This is a genomic window from Streptomyces sp. GESEQ-35 (assembly GCF_017948485.1).
Classification (GTDB): Bacteria; Actinomycetota; Actinomycetes; order Streptomycetales; family Streptomycetaceae; genus Streptomyces.
This window is the reverse complement of the sequence record NZ_JAFFSX010000048.1, coordinates 1-14569: the sequence shown is the minus strand read 5'-3', so window position 1 is coordinate 14569 and position 14569 is coordinate 1. Positions and strand designations below refer to the sequence as shown.

The window sequence follows — 14569 nt, the reverse complement described above, 5'->3', positions numbered from 1 at the left end:
GGACGTTCGGTCGCTGGGGGAACCGAGCGAACGGAACCGCTTTCTTCGCACAGGGGTCTCCCTGTGCACGTGTGCTTCGCTAGTCTGTGCCTGTTGTTGAGTCGCTTCGGTCGCTGACGGGGGAGTTACATGACCGATGAACTGCGGGTTTCACGCAGCGACTCACCGCAGTCCGTCTCTGTCCGGCCGGGCGTCGGGCGTTCGTTGGCCGCCGCTCGATGGTGTGCCGGACGGGGCTGGCCGGTGCATCCGCTGGCGCCCGGACGCAAGACGCCGGCGGGGAACTGTACGGACTGCCGGGAGCCCGGGCACACGCACCGGGGATGTCGCTGTGTGGCTGCTGGACGGTGGTGCCACGGATTCCGGGCCGCCACGCTGGACTTCGCCCGGATCGGGCAATGGTGGGGCGCCAACCCCGGCTTCGGCGTCGGGATCGCCTGCGGGCCCGCGGGCCTGGTGGTCGTCGACGTCGATGCCCACGCACGCTCGCTGCCCGGCCGGGACCGTCTGCTGCCCGGCATCCAGATCGCCGAGACGGTCGATCTGACCGGGCTTGCCAACGGCTTCCACACCCTCGGTGTGCTGGCCGCCCTGCGCGGCGCCACCAACCCGGCGGACGATGCGTCGACGCTGCGGGTGCGGACCCCCTCGGGCGGCCTGCACGTGTGGTACCGGACCCGGGGGCACCGATGGCAGAGCTCCGTCGGTTCGGCCGGTGGGCGTGCGCTGGCCTGGCAGGTCGACGTACGGGCGCACGGCGGCTACATCGTCGCCCCCGGCACGGTGACCGAGGCAGGCGCGTACGAGCCGCTGGACGGGGTGCGTGAGCCCGCGCCGCTGCCGGACTGGCTGGCGCGGGAACTGGAGCGCACCGGGCATCTGCCGCCCGCGCATGTGCCCGCGCCCCGGCCGGTGCCGCCGCGGGCCCGGCAGGCGGTCCTGGCCGCCGGTGGCGGGAGCTCCGCCGCGGGCCGGGCCCTGACCGCGCTGCTCGCGGAGGTGGCCGCCTGTGCCGCCGTACCGGAGGGAGCGGGGTTCACCGAGAAGCTCAACCGGGCCGCGTACACCGCCGGAGGACTCGTCGCCGCCGGACTGCTGGGCGACGAGGACGCCGAGCGGGCCCTGACGGAGGCGGCCGCGCACGCCAGGCCCGGGCAGGAGCGGCGCTACGGCGCCGTCATCCGCGGCGGTCTGAGCGCCGGCCGGAGACGTCCGCTGGTCCTGGGAGGCGCACATGACCTCCGGTGACGACAACACCCTCTTCGACGCCCGGGCGGTCGCCGCGCAGATCCTCGCCCTGCCCGTGCCCCAGCCCAGGCAGGGGAGCGGACAGGCCCCCGAGCCGGGCGGCGAGGCGACCGCCGACGGGCTGCTGCCCGACACGCTCACCGACCGCGGCAACGCCAAACTGTTCGTCAAGCTCTACGCCAACGACTACCGGCATGTGCCCGGCCTCGGCTGGTTCCGCTGGGACAGCACCCGCTGGCAGGTCGACGAGGACGACACCGTGCTGTGGGCCGCCGGGGACCTGGCGGAGTCCATCGCGAGCAACGATCCGCGCGGGGTGCACAGCACGGTCGCGCTCCAGCAGCACCGCCGGCGTGCGCTGAGCACCAGCGGGATGAACGCGATGCTCACCCAGGCCAAGTCCGCGCCGGGCATGGTCCTGAACGCGGCACTGCTGGACGCCGACCCGTACGCGCTGTGCACACCGGCCGGGATCGTGGACCTGCGCACCGGTCTGATCCGTACGCCCGACCCGAACAAGGACTTCCACTCCCGCTCCACCACCGCGGCCCCGGAGCGGATGGCCACGCCCCGCTGGGACCGGTTCCTCACCGACACGTTCGGCGGCGGGCCCGAGGGCGCGGAGATGATCGACTTCCTGCATCTGCTGCTCGGCTACTCCATCACCGGGGACGTCGGCGCGCAGGTCATGCCGTTCCTGTTCGGTTCCGGCAAGAACGGCAAGTCGGTGCTGCTGGACGTACTGATGAAGCTGGTCGGCGACTACGCGGACGCCGCGCCGCCCGGGTTCCTCATGGCCCGGCCGTACGAGGGGCACCCCACCGATCTGGCGGAGCTGCACGGGCGGCGGGTCATCGTGTGCAGCGAGGTCAAGCCGGGCGACCGGTTCGACGAGGCCCGGGTGAAACTGCTGACGGGCGGCGACCGGATCAAGGCGCGCCGGATGCGCCAGGACTTCTTCAGCTTCCAACCCACGCACAAACTGTGGCTGTTGGGCAACCACCGGCCCGAAGTGGGCACGGGCGGCTTCGCGTTCTGGCGGCGGATGCGGCTGATTCCGTTCGAGCGGGTCGTGCCCGACGACCGGAAGATCGACAACCTGGCGGACATCCTGGTCACCGAAGAGGGGCCGGGGATCCTCAACTGGCTGATCGAGGGCGCCCGCCGCTATCTGGCGGGCGAGAAGGACCTGACCGGGCCGGAGCGGGTCCGGATCGCCACGACCGCGTACGCCGACACCGAGGACCACACCGGGCGGTTCCTGAACGAGTCCTGCCGGATCGAGCCGGACCGCCGGGCGGAACAGACACAGCTCTACGCGGCCTACAAGACGTGGTGTCAAAATGAGGGGGCCCCGGCCGTCTCGTCCCGTGCGTTTGCGGCCCGGGTTCGCGAAGCGTTGGGACTGGCGTCGCCCAAGGAGATGATCCTGTCCAACCAGCGGAAGTACTACCCGGGTATCGGACTGCTCGCCGACGAGGAGACAGCATGAGCGCCCTCATCGCAGAAGACGAGATCGACCACGAGGTCGCGTTCGTCTGGCTCGAGGACCTCGACCGGCTCGACTATGTGCGCCAGAGCCTGGACCGGCTGCCCACGCGCCGCGGCAGGCCCGCCTACCACCGCGACGGGCGCATGGTCGGATACGCGCTGCTCGGGCCGCAGGCCAAGCCGTCCCGTTCGTCCGGCACGTTCCGCCGCCGGGTCTTCTGGCTGTTGCCGCACGACCGCGACACCGACCCCGACGGGCTCTACGCCACCGGTGCGCCGGCCGAGGCGGTGGACCCGCGGACGCTGGCGCCGGGCAGCAAGGGGCGCAAGACCGAGCGGTCCGAGGGCGGTCCGCCGTCGACGGCGATGCGGGAGCTGGGCATCACCCTGCCGCTGTGACTGGCGTACGGAGGGTCCGTGAAGGCGTTGCAAAGAACCGCCCGGCCGGTATATTTTTAGGGCGGTTTCGCACGCCGGAGTGACGAGCCCTGGGTGCGACCGGGCAACGGGGAGGCCCGCATGGCGAGTCGTACGAAGACGCAGGTGATGATCGTCGGTGGGGGACCGGTCGGCATGCTTCTCGCCGCGGAGTTGGCGGGATACGGAGTGCGCACCTTGGTCCTGGAGTCGGAGACCGAGGTGTCCAGGTGCCCCAAGGCGACCACACTGCACGCCCGGACGGTGCAGTGCCTGGTCCGGCGCGGGCATCTCGACGGGCTCGAGGCCGCCGTGGATCCGGCTGCCTTCACACGGGCCTTCCACTTCGCGGGGCTGCCCGGGCTCGCCATCTCGGCGCCCGCCGCCGAGCCGGAGCCGGTCATGAAGTGCCCGCAGGAGGAGCTTCAGCGCCACTTCGAGAAGCGGGCCCGGGCGGCCGGTGCACGGGTCCTGCGCGGGCACCGGGTGACCGGGGTGAGGCAGGGCCCTGCCGGGGTCCGGGTCACTGCGCAGGGGCCGCACGGCCAAGTCGACTGTGCCGCCCAGTACTTGGTGGGGGCGGACGGTGCCCGCAGCACGGTGCGTGAGCAGACGGGTTTCGCCTCCCGGACCTATTCGGCCACCGTGTCCGCGATGGCGGGCGACGTCCGGCTCGTCGAGGCTGCCTCCCTGGGGCCGGGCTGGCACTGCACCCCGCGCGGCTGGCTCGTCGCCAAGGACGTTCCGGGCGGCGGGCTCCGTCTGCGGACCCTCAACTGCACCGGCGCGCAGGACGGACACCGGCGGCCGCCGACCCTGGAAGAGCTGCGCGGTGAGGTCTCCTGGATCGCCGGGCGGGACATCGCGATGGAGGCGCCCCGGTGGCTGAGCCGGTTCAGCGACTTCTCACGGCTCGCCCGGTCGTTCCGGGCGGGACGGATCTTTCTGGCGGGAGACGCGGCCCACGTCCACTTTCCGATCGGCGGCCAGGGGCTGAGCACCGGACTGCTGGACGCCGTCAACCTCGGCTGGAAGCTTGCGCTCACGGTGCAGGGCGGCGCGGGCAGGCGGCTGCTCGACAGCTACGACCAGGAGCGCCGGCCCGCCGCCCAGCGGGTGATCGACAACACGCGTGCCCAGCTGGCCCTGATGCGGCCCGGTCCCGAACTCGAGCCGCTGCGCGCGCTGTTCACCCAGCTGCTGGCCACCGGAGGGGAGGCCAGCGCCCTCGGAGCCATGGTCAGCGCGCAGGACACGATGCTTGCGCCGCTCACCGCGCAGTCCTCCCCCTGGGAAGGAAGGTTTCTGCACAACGTCGGTCTGAACACCCCCGACGGGCCCGCCGAAGTGATCGGGCTGCTGCGCGAGGGCAGGCCGCTGTTGCTGCTCTTCGGGGAGCGGGGCAGCAGCTATCAGGAGCAGGCGCGGGGCTGGGCCGGAGTCGTCCGTACGGTGCATGCCGCGCCGACGCCCGAGCTGCCCTGCGAGGCGCTGCTCGTCCGGCCCGACGGCTATGTCGCCTGGGGGCCGGACGGTGACGGGCTGGACTCGGCGCTGGCTGCGTACTTCGGCGAGTCCAGGGGAACGACAGCCGGGCCGGCGGACACGGAAGGCCGCCTTGCCGAGCCCGTCAGCTGACGGCGGCCTCCGGGACCAGGGCGGGCGGTGCCAGGCTCTGCAACTCGGTGAAGACCGCTGCGCCCCTGCTCTCGGTGATGTCCACCGCGGCCAGCACCGAGGGCATGACCACGCTCGGCAGCACATGCTTCAGCAGGGCGCTGACCCTCCGGGGCAGGTCCTGATAACCGGACAGGGTCTCGGACATTGCCTGGACGCCGGCGAAGCTGCCCACCAGAACGTCGGCCGTCTCGGTCGGCACCACATGCGGGAGCAACTCGCCCTGAGCCTGCGCCTTCTCCAGCAGTTCCAGGCCCACGTCGGTCCAGCGGGTGAACGGGCCGCTGCGATCCAGGCCCTGGGCCTGCTGGTCGAGCGACAGCCTGACACCTGCCCTGACCATGGGGTCGCTCTGAAGCAGGTAGGCATGCAGCACCACCGTGTCCACCACCTGCTGGATCTTGCTGGCGCGATCAGGGATGGGCACTCGCTGGTCCTGCTCGGCGAGTACCCCCTGTGCCAGGTGTTCCTTGGAGGGGAAGTGGAAGTACAAGGCCCCCTTGGTCACACCTGCCGTGTTGAGGATCTCGCTGATCGTCGAGGCCTGGTAGCCGCGCTCCTCGAAGACCTTTGCCGCCGCAGTCAGGATCGTTTGCCGTGTGCGGACCGCTCGGTCCTGCTTCGCCATCTCGGTCTCCTCCCATCCATGAGCCCGGAGCCGGAGCCCCTATAAGAAACCGTCCAGTTTGTATCTTATAGAAGATGTGCGTCCGCGAGAACCTCAGTCAGTACCAAGTTCAAGGATTGGGCCGAAAAGGATCGTGACGAGAAGGGACAGCGGGATGGGCGGAGCCCAGCGGGGTGCCGGCGCCGCCGGTCGGGTGCCGGCGGAAGGACCTTGATGATTCTCGTGACCGGGGCCACCGGGACGGTGGGCCGGGAGGTCGTCCGGCGCCTTCCCCACGACGTGCGTGTACGCATCATGGCCAGGGACCCCGGGAGGGTCACGGGCGCGGCCCGTTCGGCGGAGACGGTCGCCGGCGATCTCGGCGACGAGGAGTCGCTGGACCGGGCGCTGGGCGGGGTCGGCACGGCGTTGCTCGTCACCAGCGACCCCTCCTCCGGCGATGACGCCCGATTCGTCCGTGCCGCAGGTTCGGCCGGAGTGCAACGGTTGGTGAAGCTCTCCGCGGCCGCCGTGCTCGACCGGCATGCCGATGACCTCATCACCCGTTGGCAGCGTGCCAACGAGGAGCTGCTGTGCGGATCCGGCCTGGAGTGGACGCTGTTACGTCCGCGTTCCTTCATGTCCAACACGCTGTCCTGGGCCGAATCCATCCGCTCCGAACGCACGGTGCGGGGGCTGAACGGCACGTCGGCCAACGCCTGTGTGGACCCCCGTGACATTGCGGACGTGGCCGTGCGTGCCCTGACCGAAGCCGGGCACGCCGGGAAGGCCTACACCCTGACCGGGCCGGAGGCGCTGAGCGCGGTCGAGCAGACCGAACGGCTCGGTCGGCTCCTGGGCGTTCCGCTGTGTTTCGAGGAACTGAGCCCGGGCGAGGCGCGCCTCGCTCTGGGCAGACGCTATCCGGCGCCGGTCGTCCAGGCGCTGCTGAAGAGTGCACAACGGCTGGGCGCCGGCGCCAAGGCGGAGGTGACGGACACGGTGCGCGCGGTGACGGGTCGGCCCGCCGGCGACTTCCGTACCTGGGCCGAGGACCATCTGGCGGCGTTCGAGGACCGCCACGGGCGGGATACGGCCGACGCGTCGAGCGGATCCGGGCGTTAGCCCGGCCGTCAGTCATGAGCAGCGGCAACCGTCACCGTGGAGCGGAACACAAGCTTTCCGTTCTGGCGACCGGTCACGAGCACGGACTCCACCGGGTCCATGCCGGTACCGGGGATCCGGCACGTCTCGATCACACAGGGAGTGTTGAGCTCGGTGTAGCGCTTGAACTCACTGGTGATGTCCAGCGGCATGCAGGGACGCCCCAGAGCCGCGGCCGTGGCCTGGCGGGCGGCTTCCAGCAGCATCATGCCGGGCACGTGGTCGATCGGGTGGTCGAACAGGACGGGGTGCCGGGTGTCCATCCTCAGCTGCCAGCGGTCGGGCTCCCCGATGGGGGAGAGGACGACGTCCATGGGGGATATGCGCCCCACGGTCTGCGGTGGCACCGGAGCCGTCAGCGGAATGACCTGCGCCTGACCGTCGTCGAGGAGGTGGCCGGCGCGCAGCCGTCGGTAGACCATCGGGCTGACACACGTGAGCGAGCCGCCTCCCGTTGCCGCGAGTTGACCGTCACGGCGGATCTCTACGGTGATGCGGAGCCCTGCCAGGGTCTCGCCGCGCCGCTTCACCTCCGAGACGACGACGCCGAGTTCGAGCGTGGCGGGTGTCCAGCCGACGTCGAAGTGCTCGGGGCGGGCGCTCACACCGAGGTCCCACACCAGGAACTGCTGATCGAGCGGAACGCCGTATTCGGCGTGCGCCAGCAGGATCCCGGTCTGACGGATCGTTTCGGCGGCGATGAGCGGGTTGTAGCGGTCCTCCATGGCGAAGAAGCTGTGCCCGCGCGGCCACTGGGCGGACACGGTGAAGCGGTCTTCGCCGATCCGGTCCCAGTCGGTGAGCATGACCTCGGCCACGCTCGCGCGGTGGACGAACTCCTTGGGAACGGTCGTGGTGAGAGACGGGTAGTGGAAGACGCTGGTGCCCGTGGGCGCCGTGGCCTTCACGGTGACTGGTGCGCTTGGTATGGCGCGTTCTACACGGAACGTGCTCGCAGACATAACTGATCCCCCTGAGCCGCGTTGGCGTGAAGTGCTTGTTTTCCTTCCAGGCCTGAGAAGATACATACCATCCGGTTTAATTTCTACCGGTAGGAAGGGCTCCGGCCGTACGAGATATGGAACGGCTTCGTCCGCACCTTGTCCCCGGTACGTCTCCTTCTCCCGGGTACCCACCTGAACTGCACGTTCTTCTGGGTTGTGGGTCGAGTGCCGCCACGATTGCGGTCTCGTCGGCTGCGTCGGGTGCGCCTGATGTCGACGTACGGGCCACCGGCTCGGGCGGTTCTCGAGTGATGCCAAAGCCGTGATCGAGCGTCCTGGCCGACCGTGTCCCTGAGTCGAGAGAACGGGGGGTGGCCGGATGAAGAGGGTGGAGACCGTGCTCCGGGTGGAACGTGGCCTGGCCTGTGAGGATGAACTGGCCGCTCTCACCGCGGCGTTGCTCATGATGCGGGGGCGCGCCCAGGAGGAGGCTGAGCGGCTGCCGGCTGTCGCCCCCTGCTGGGAGGCGCGACCGACGGTCTACAGGGCGCCCGGCAGCTGGCGATGAAGGATTCCAGCCTTTGAGATGATTTGATCATAAACCTTAAACCGCTTAGGCGGTTTGTTATGATGTTCGCCTGGACCCGGGGCCAGGCCTCTCGGCGCCACCTCAGAAGGGGATCTGACATGGCTACGACGACTGACCGCCCTCCGGTCGAGCCAGTGCCGACCGGGATTCGCGGACGTGTGGCCGAACTCGAGGAGATCCGTGCGCGGGCAGTGGCGGGGCCGAGCGAGAAGGCGACGACGGCGCAGCACGCCAAGGGCAAGCTGACCGCGCGCGAGCGGATCGAGCTGCTGCTGGACCCGGGTTCCTTCCAGGAGGTCGAGCAGTTGCGCCGGCACCGGGCCACCGGGTTCGGTCTGGAGACCAAGAAGCCCTACACGGACGGTGTGATCACCGGCTGGGGCACGGTCGAAGGCCGGACGGTCTTCGTGTACGCGCACGACTTCCGGATCTTCGGCGGTGCGCTGGGCGAGGCCCACGCCACGAAGATCCACAAGATCATGGACATGGCCATCGTGGCGGGCGCGCCGCTGGTGTCGCTCAACGACGGTGCGGGGGCCCGTATCCAGGAGGGCGTGAGCGCGCTCGCCGGGTACGGCGGCATCTTCCAGCGCAACACCAAGGCATCCGGCGTGATCCCGCAGATCTCGGTGATGCTGGGCCCGTGTGCCGGCGGCGCGGCCTACAGCCCCGCCCTCACGGACTTCGTGTTCATGGTCCGTGAGACGTCGCAGATGTTCATCACCGGTCCGGACGTGGTGAAGGCGGTCACCGGCGAGGAGATCACCCAGAACGGCCTCGGCGGCGCGGACGTGCACGCCGAGACCTCCGGGGTGTGCCACTTCGCCTACGACGACGAGGAGACCTGCCTCTCCGAGGTGCGCTACCTGCTGTCGCTGCTCCCGCAGAACAACCGGCAGGCACCGCCGCGGGTGGCGTGTGTCGATCCGGCCGGGCGCCGGGGGGAGATCCTGCTCGACCTGGTACCGGCGGAGGGCAACCAGCCGTACGACATGGCGCTGGTGATCGAGGAACTGGTCGACGACGGCGAGTACTTGGAGGTCCACGAACGGTGGGCCCGCAACGTCCTGTGTGCGCTGGCCCGGCTCGACGGCCAGGTGGTCGGGATCGTCGCCAACCAGCCGCAGAGCCTGGCCGGTGTGCTGGACATCGAGGCGTCGGAGAAGGCCGCGCGCTTTGTGCAGATGTGTGACGCCTTCAATATCCCGATCGTGACGCTGCTGGACGTTCCCGGGTTCCTGCCGGGCGTCGACCAGGAGCACGGCGGGATCATCCGGCACGGGGCCAAGCTGCTCTACGCCTACTGCAACGCGACGGTGCCGCGGATCTCGCTGATCCTGCGCAAGGCCTACGGCGGCGCCTACATCGTCATGGACTCGCAGTCCATCGGCGCGGATCTCACGTACGCCTGGCCGACGAACGAGATCGCCGTGATGGGCGCCGAGGGTGCCGCGAACGTGATCTTCCGCCGCCAGATCGCGGAGGCGGAGGACCCCGAGGCGATGCGGGCGCGGATGGTCAAGGAGTACAAGTCCGAGCTGATGCACCCGTACTACGCGGCCGAGCGCGGCCTGGTCGACGACGTGATCGACCCCGCCGAGACCCGCGAGGTGCTGATCCGCTCGCTGGCGATGCTGCGCACGAAACACGCCGATCTGCCCTCCCGTAAGCACGGCAACCCGCCGCAATGAGCCGACGAACGACGGGACACGGCAGAAACCTCCGTATCGGGGTACTGCGACCGGGGCCCCAGCCAGGAGACGACTGATGGTCAAACAGGAGCGTGCGGCCCGGACCCGCATGGCGTTGATCCGCGCCGGGGCCGAAGTGTTCGCGGAGGACGGCCTCGCCAGCACGTCGCTCACGACGATCAGCAGCCGGGCCGGAGTCAGCACCGGTGCACTGCACTTTCACTTCGAGAGCAAGAAGGCGCTGGTCCAGGCCATCGAGGCGGAGGCCCTGGAGACCGTACGGCAGATCGTGCGGGACGCTTCGACGCCGGGCGGCAGTCCCCTTCGGGCACTCGTGGGCGCGACGTACCGCCTGATGAGCAAGATCGCCGACGATGTGGTCGTCCGGGCGGGGTTCGAGCTGTCCGACGACCCCGGCCGGGACGAGGGGCCGTCGATACGGCGGGAATGGCAGCGCTGGGTCGAGGAGGTGCTGCTGCGCGCCGACCAGGACGGCTGGCTCGCCGACGGGGTGTCGGCGGACGACGCCGCGACCGCCGTCGTGGCCGCCACGGTCGGGTTCGAGGTGCTCAGCGGCGACGACAAGGCATGGCTGTCCGAGGAGAAGATCACGGGGTTCTGGGATCTGCTGCTGCCCCGGCTGACCGAGCGGCACGCCCTGGTGTGGGAGAGCACGGAGAAGAGCGCGGCGGACCCGGAGACCCCCTAAACAGACTTGGCGGTTTGTTTTCTCTTGGGTGGCACGCACCGCTCGGCCCGGTATCCGGGGCTCATGGGGCCCTTGGGAGAGGTGAAGACTCCACTAAAGCGGACATCGAGTGTCGCTAGAGTCTGCCGGGTACAATAAAAAACAGCGCGGACGGTTTGATATTGACAAACCGTCTGTCCTGTTTTTTACTGAGAGCACTCCGGGAGCGGCCCCGTCAAGGCCGGACGCCAGGCGACTCACGACTCATCTCATGCACGGATTAGGGGAAACGGCATGGACATCGCAGTACTGGGCGCATTGGACGTCAGGGAGAACGGGGTCTCGGTGACCCCGACCGCACCCAAACCGCGCCAGGTCCTGGCGCTACTGGCCCTGCACGCCGACCAGGTGGTGCCGGTCGCCACGCTGATAGAGGAACTCTGGGGCGAGCGACCGCCGCGCAGCTCCCGCACCACGCTCCAGACGTACGTGCTCCAGCTTCGGGAGCTGCTCTCGGCGGCCGTCGGGCGCGACGCGGAGGACGCCCCGGCGCGCACCGCCAAGGACGTGCTCGTCACCCTGCCGGGCGGCTACCTGCTCAACACCTCGGGTGGCGCCAGCGACGTCCGTGAGTTCGAGCGGCTGGCCGGCACGGGGTACCGGGCCATGGACGCCGGCGACTTCGCGGGCGCTGCCCGTCAGCTGCGGGACGCCCTCACGCTGTGGACCGGCTCCGCGCTCGCCGACGTACAGACCGGTGTGCAGCTGGAGATGGAGACCAGGCGGCTCGAGGAGACCCGGCTGTGCGCGCTCGACCAGCGCATCGAGGCCGACCTGCGGCTCGGCCGCCACCGCGAACTGCTGGGCGAGCTCACCGTCCTGGTCAGCCGCTACCGCACCCACGAGAACCTGCACGGCCAGTTCATGCTGGCGCTGCACCGCTCCGGCCGCCGCAGCGAGGCCCTCGACGTCTACCAGCGGCTGCGCACCGCCCTCGTCCGTGAACTCGGCCTTGAGCCCTCCGCCGGGCTGCGCCGGATGCAGCGGTCGATCCTGATGGCCGGGCCCGAGCCGACGCTGGGTGCGGGAGCCGGAGGCAACGAGCGCCTCAGCCGGGTCGGTTGAGACGCCGTCGAACCGTCACGAGGGCACTCCGTACGCGAGGAGGAGAGACGGGATGCAGGCCAGGTCGGAAAGGACGCGGCGCAGGCTGGTCAGGGCAGGCGCGCAGATGTTCAACCGGAACGGCTATGCCAGCGCGACACTGGGGCAGATCGCGGAGGCGGCAGGACTGACGAAGGGGGCGCTGTACTTCCACTTCGCCTCCAAGGACGGACTGGCCGACGCCGTGCAGGAGCAGGGACGCTCCGTGCTGCGCGAGTTCGTGCACGGGCAGCGGGCCGCGGGTGTGCCGCCGGTGCAGGCGCTGATCGACATGACGCACTGGCTGGCGTGGACGCTCCACGGGGACCCGGTGATCCGGGCCAGCTTCCGGATCACCAACGAGTGCACCGGACGGCAACCGCCGGTCACCGACTTCCACCAGGCGTGGATCACCGAGGTGCTGCGGCTCATCGACCGGGCCCGCCGCGCGGGGGAGTTGCGCGGCCACACCTTCGCGGACGGGCCGGAGACGCTGTTGTCCGCGGTGGTGTGCGGGATCGGGGTGCTGTTCGGGACCGGTATGCCCCCTCCCGAACTCCGGCTCAGGGTGGGGGCGTTGTGGGACTCGCTGCTGCCGGCGCTCGTGCCGGCCGAGCATATGGGGCGGTACGACGTACATGCTTCGGCGTTGGCCGAGGGTCTGGTCGGCGCGGTCTGAGAGCGCCGCCTCCAGCTGGAACAGACGCATCTTCGATACTTCCGTCGTCGGGCAGCCGGGACGGATCTTTGGAGTCAAGCCATGCCCCAAGACAGCCAGGCACCCCCGAGCGCGGCGTCCGCCGTGCCGTCCGCCGTGCCGTCCGCCGACCTCATGACCGAACTCGTCGGCATGCTCGCCGCCGTGCTGCGCCTCAAGGCCGAGAAGATCGACGCTGAGCAGACGTTCCGGTCGCTGGGACTGGACTCGTTGCTGACCGTCGAGTTCGTAGCCACCGTCAATGCCCGTTACGGTACGGCGGTCAAGCCCGATGCGTTGTTCGACCATCCCACGCCGCTGGAGTTCGCCCGGCATGTGGCTCGGGAGCGGGGGACGCCGGGGGCGGCGCCGTTCGAGCGGGCGGGCTCCCGGGGGGCGGAGCGCGAACCGGGGTCCGTTCCGGTGCAGGGTTCCGGGGCTTCCGCGTCTCTAGGGGCTTCTGGATCTTCCGGGGCTTCGCGGGAAGCGGTGCTGGATGTGCTGCGTGAGGAGCTTGCCCGGATTCTGTGCTGCGATCCGTGGGACATCGACACCTCGGCCGCCTTCAACGTGCTGGGTGTGGACTCCATCCTGGGGGCGGAGTTCGTGGCGACGATCAACCAGATCCACGGGCTGCGGGAGCGGGCCGTCACGCTGTACGACCATCCGAGCCTGGAGGCCATGGCCGCGTACGTCGTCTCCGTGGCGTCGGTGGCCGGCGCTCCGGAACCCTCGGAGCGGGCTGATGGGGCCGGTGGCGCTTCGGCCGGCGCGGTGATGGGCATCGACGCTCTTCTCGACGCGGTGCGTGACGACCGGATGTCGGTGGACGAGGCGCTCGGTCTGCTGCCGCCGCGCGCCTGAACGGGCGGGGGCCACCATGGACGAACGCGAGATACTCACGCGGTTCAAGGCGGGGACGCTCGGGCGCAGTGAAGCGGCGCGGTTGCTGACGCGCGGGGTGGGGGAGACGACGGCGCCCGCGCCGGTTGCGGAGCCGGAGCCGGAACCGTCGTGGCCGTCGGCGTCGGCCGACACCATGGTGCCGGCCCTCGACGGGTACGCCGTCGTCGGTCTTGCCGGGCGCTATCCGATGGCGCCTGATCCGGAGACGTTCTGGGAGCTCCTGCGCGACGGTCGTGACACGTCCGGCGACGGACCTGCCGGGCGCCCCGGGGGATCCCCGCTCGCGCCGGGACAACGCGGCCACTTCCTGGACGGGATCGAGGAGTTCGACGCCGGGTTCTTCGGACTCACGGCTCGTGAAGGTGCCCTGATGGACCCTCAGGAGCGGCTGTTCCTCGAGACCGCCTGGGAGGCGCTGGAGGACGCGGGCTGCGCCGGGCCCCGGCTGGATGCCTTGACCGGTCCGGACGGTGAACCGCGTGCGGTCGGCGTCTTCGTAGGGGTGAGCTCCCGCGACTACGCACTGCTGGCCGCCGAGTCGTGGGCCTCCCGTGGGCCGCGCGAGATGCCCGGGAGCGGCCACGGGAGCCTGCCCGGCAGACTTGCCGCGCTGCTCGGGCTGAGCGGGCCCGGCCAGATCGTCGACACCGGCGTGTGCTCGGCCCTCACGGCCGTCCACCTCGCCGTCGAGTCCCTCCGGCGCGGCGAATGCGCGGCGGCGGTCGCCGGCGGCGTCGAACTGCTGCTGCACCCCTCGCGGGCCCGTGACGGAGTCGGGGAGGGCGTCGGGGCAGTAGTACTCAAACGACTCGACCGGGCACTTGCGGACGGGGACCGGGTGCATGCGGTCGTACGGGACACGTCGAGCGGGTTCCGACGGGGGAGCGCGGGGGCGCTTGCGGTGCGGCCGGGTGAGGGGAGCGCGGGGTCGGTTGCGGTGCGGCCGGATGAGGGGAGCGCGGGGTCGGTTGCGGTGCGGCCGGATGAGGGGAGCGCGGGGTCGGTTGCGGTGCGGCCGGATGAGGGGAGCGACGGCCGAGGCGAGACCGGGGTCGCCGTCGTGCCGGGGGGCGCTGGCGAGGTGTTCGGGCGGCGGAGTGCCGGTGGTGGGGGTGCCACGGCCGTTGGGGCGGGGGAGTCGGGGGATGTGACCGGGTGGCTGAATGCCGGTGGGGGCGCCGCGGTTGTTGGGGCGGGGGGGGTGGGGGGGGGTGGGGGGGGGGGGGGAGGGGCGGGGGGGGGGGGGGGCGCTGGGGGGGGCGGGGGGGGGGGGGGGTGGGGGGAGGGGGGGGGGGAGGGTGGGGGTG

The 14569-nt window shown here is 70.6% G+C and carries 14 protein-coding genes; 12 read left to right on the top strand and 2 right to left on the bottom strand.

Annotated features, from left to right (window positions below; genetic code table 11):
* The first annotated feature begins 129 nt into the window (after positions 1 to 129).
* The 4 genes from KCH87_RS47135 to KCH87_RS47120 all read left to right on the top strand — a co-directional run bounded on the left by KCH87_RS47135 (position 130) and on the right by KCH87_RS47120 (position 4794).
* Positions 130 to 1248, top strand: a complete 1119-nt coding sequence (locus KCH87_RS47135) for a bifunctional DNA primase/polymerase (protein WP_210594155.1) — start codon at positions 130 to 132, stop codon at positions 1246 to 1248.
* Complete coding sequence (locus tag KCH87_RS47130; RefSeq protein WP_210594154.1) at positions 1235 to 2740, top strand: phage/plasmid primase, P4 family; 1506 nt, start codon at positions 1235 to 1237, stop codon at positions 2738 to 2740. The genes KCH87_RS47135 and KCH87_RS47130 overlap by 14 nt, the downstream gene beginning before the upstream one ends.
* Positions 2737 to 3138 carry a DUF6009 family protein gene (locus KCH87_RS47125; RefSeq protein WP_210594153.1) on the top strand — a complete coding sequence of 134 codons (402 nt, stop codon included), beginning with the start codon at positions 2737 to 2739 and terminating at the stop codon, positions 3136 to 3138. The genes KCH87_RS47130 and KCH87_RS47125 overlap by 4 nt, the downstream gene beginning before the upstream one ends.
* A gap of 120 nt (positions 3139 to 3258) precedes the next feature.
* Positions 3259 to 4794, top strand: a complete 1536-nt coding sequence (locus KCH87_RS47120; RefSeq protein ID WP_210594151.1) for an FAD-dependent monooxygenase — start codon at positions 3259 to 3261, stop codon at positions 4792 to 4794.
* On the opposite strand, the gene KCH87_RS47115 is transcribed toward KCH87_RS47120, so the two are convergent.
* Positions 4787 to 5461 (bottom strand): ScbR family autoregulator-binding transcription factor, encoded by a 675-nt coding sequence (locus tag KCH87_RS47115; RefSeq protein WP_210594150.1) that lies wholly within the window; start codon positions 5459 to 5461, stop codon positions 4787 to 4789. The genes KCH87_RS47120 and KCH87_RS47115 overlap by 8 nt on opposite strands.
* A gap of 213 nt (positions 5462 to 5674) precedes the next feature.
* Here KCH87_RS47115 and KCH87_RS47110 point away from each other — a divergent pair, with 213 nt between their 5' ends.
* Positions 5675 to 6565, top strand: coding sequence for an NAD(P)H-binding protein (locus KCH87_RS47110; RefSeq protein WP_210594149.1), 891 nt, complete (start codon positions 5675 to 5677; stop codon positions 6563 to 6565).
* An 8-nt stretch (positions 6566 to 6573) separates the two neighbouring features.
* Here the strand turns inward: KCH87_RS47110 and KCH87_RS47105 are convergent, their stop codons facing one another.
* The gene (locus KCH87_RS47105; protein WP_308299091.1) at positions 6574 to 7512 is read right to left on the bottom strand and encodes a ScbA/BarX family gamma-butyrolactone biosynthesis protein; all 939 of its coding nucleotides are present in this window, start codon (positions 7510 to 7512) and stop codon (positions 6574 to 6576) included.
* Positions 7513 to 7927: 415 nt separating this feature from the next.
* Here KCH87_RS47105 and KCH87_RS47100 point away from each other — a divergent pair, with 415 nt between their 5' ends.
* From KCH87_RS47100 to KCH87_RS50905, 7 genes are all read left to right on the top strand, one after another.
* Positions 7928 to 8116, top strand: a complete 189-nt coding sequence (locus KCH87_RS47100) for an acyl-CoA carboxylase epsilon subunit (RefSeq protein WP_210594147.1) — start codon at positions 7928 to 7930, stop codon at positions 8114 to 8116.
* A 119-nt stretch (positions 8117 to 8235) separates the two neighbouring features.
* Entirely contained in the window at positions 8236 to 9828 is a 1593-nt protein-coding gene (locus KCH87_RS47095; protein WP_210594146.1) for an acyl-CoA carboxylase subunit beta, read from the top strand.
* Between the two features lie 76 nt (positions 9829 to 9904).
* Positions 9905 to 10537 carry a ScbR family autoregulator-binding transcription factor gene (locus KCH87_RS47090; protein ID WP_210594145.1) on the top strand — a complete coding sequence of 211 codons (633 nt, stop codon included), beginning with the start codon at positions 9905 to 9907 and terminating at the stop codon, positions 10535 to 10537.
* 273 nt (positions 10538 to 10810) lie between these two features.
* On the top strand, positions 10811 to 11641 hold the full coding sequence (locus tag KCH87_RS47085) for an AfsR/SARP family transcriptional regulator (RefSeq protein WP_210594144.1): 831 nt from the start codon (positions 10811 to 10813) through the stop codon (positions 11639 to 11641).
* A gap of 52 nt (positions 11642 to 11693) precedes the next feature.
* Positions 11694 to 12338: a ScbR family autoregulator-binding transcription factor gene (locus KCH87_RS47080; RefSeq protein WP_210594143.1), complete on the top strand. Its 645-nt coding sequence runs from the start codon at positions 11694 to 11696 to the stop codon at positions 12336 to 12338.
* An 81-nt stretch (positions 12339 to 12419) separates the two neighbouring features.
* Complete coding sequence (locus tag KCH87_RS47075; RefSeq protein WP_210594142.1) at positions 12420 to 13220, top strand: acyl carrier protein; 801 nt, start codon at positions 12420 to 12422, stop codon at positions 13218 to 13220.
* Positions 13221 to 13236: 16 nt separating this feature from the next.
* The coding region (locus KCH87_RS50905) for a polyketide synthase (RefSeq protein WP_210594141.1) at positions 13237 to 14569 on the top strand (1333 nt) is incomplete at its 3' end.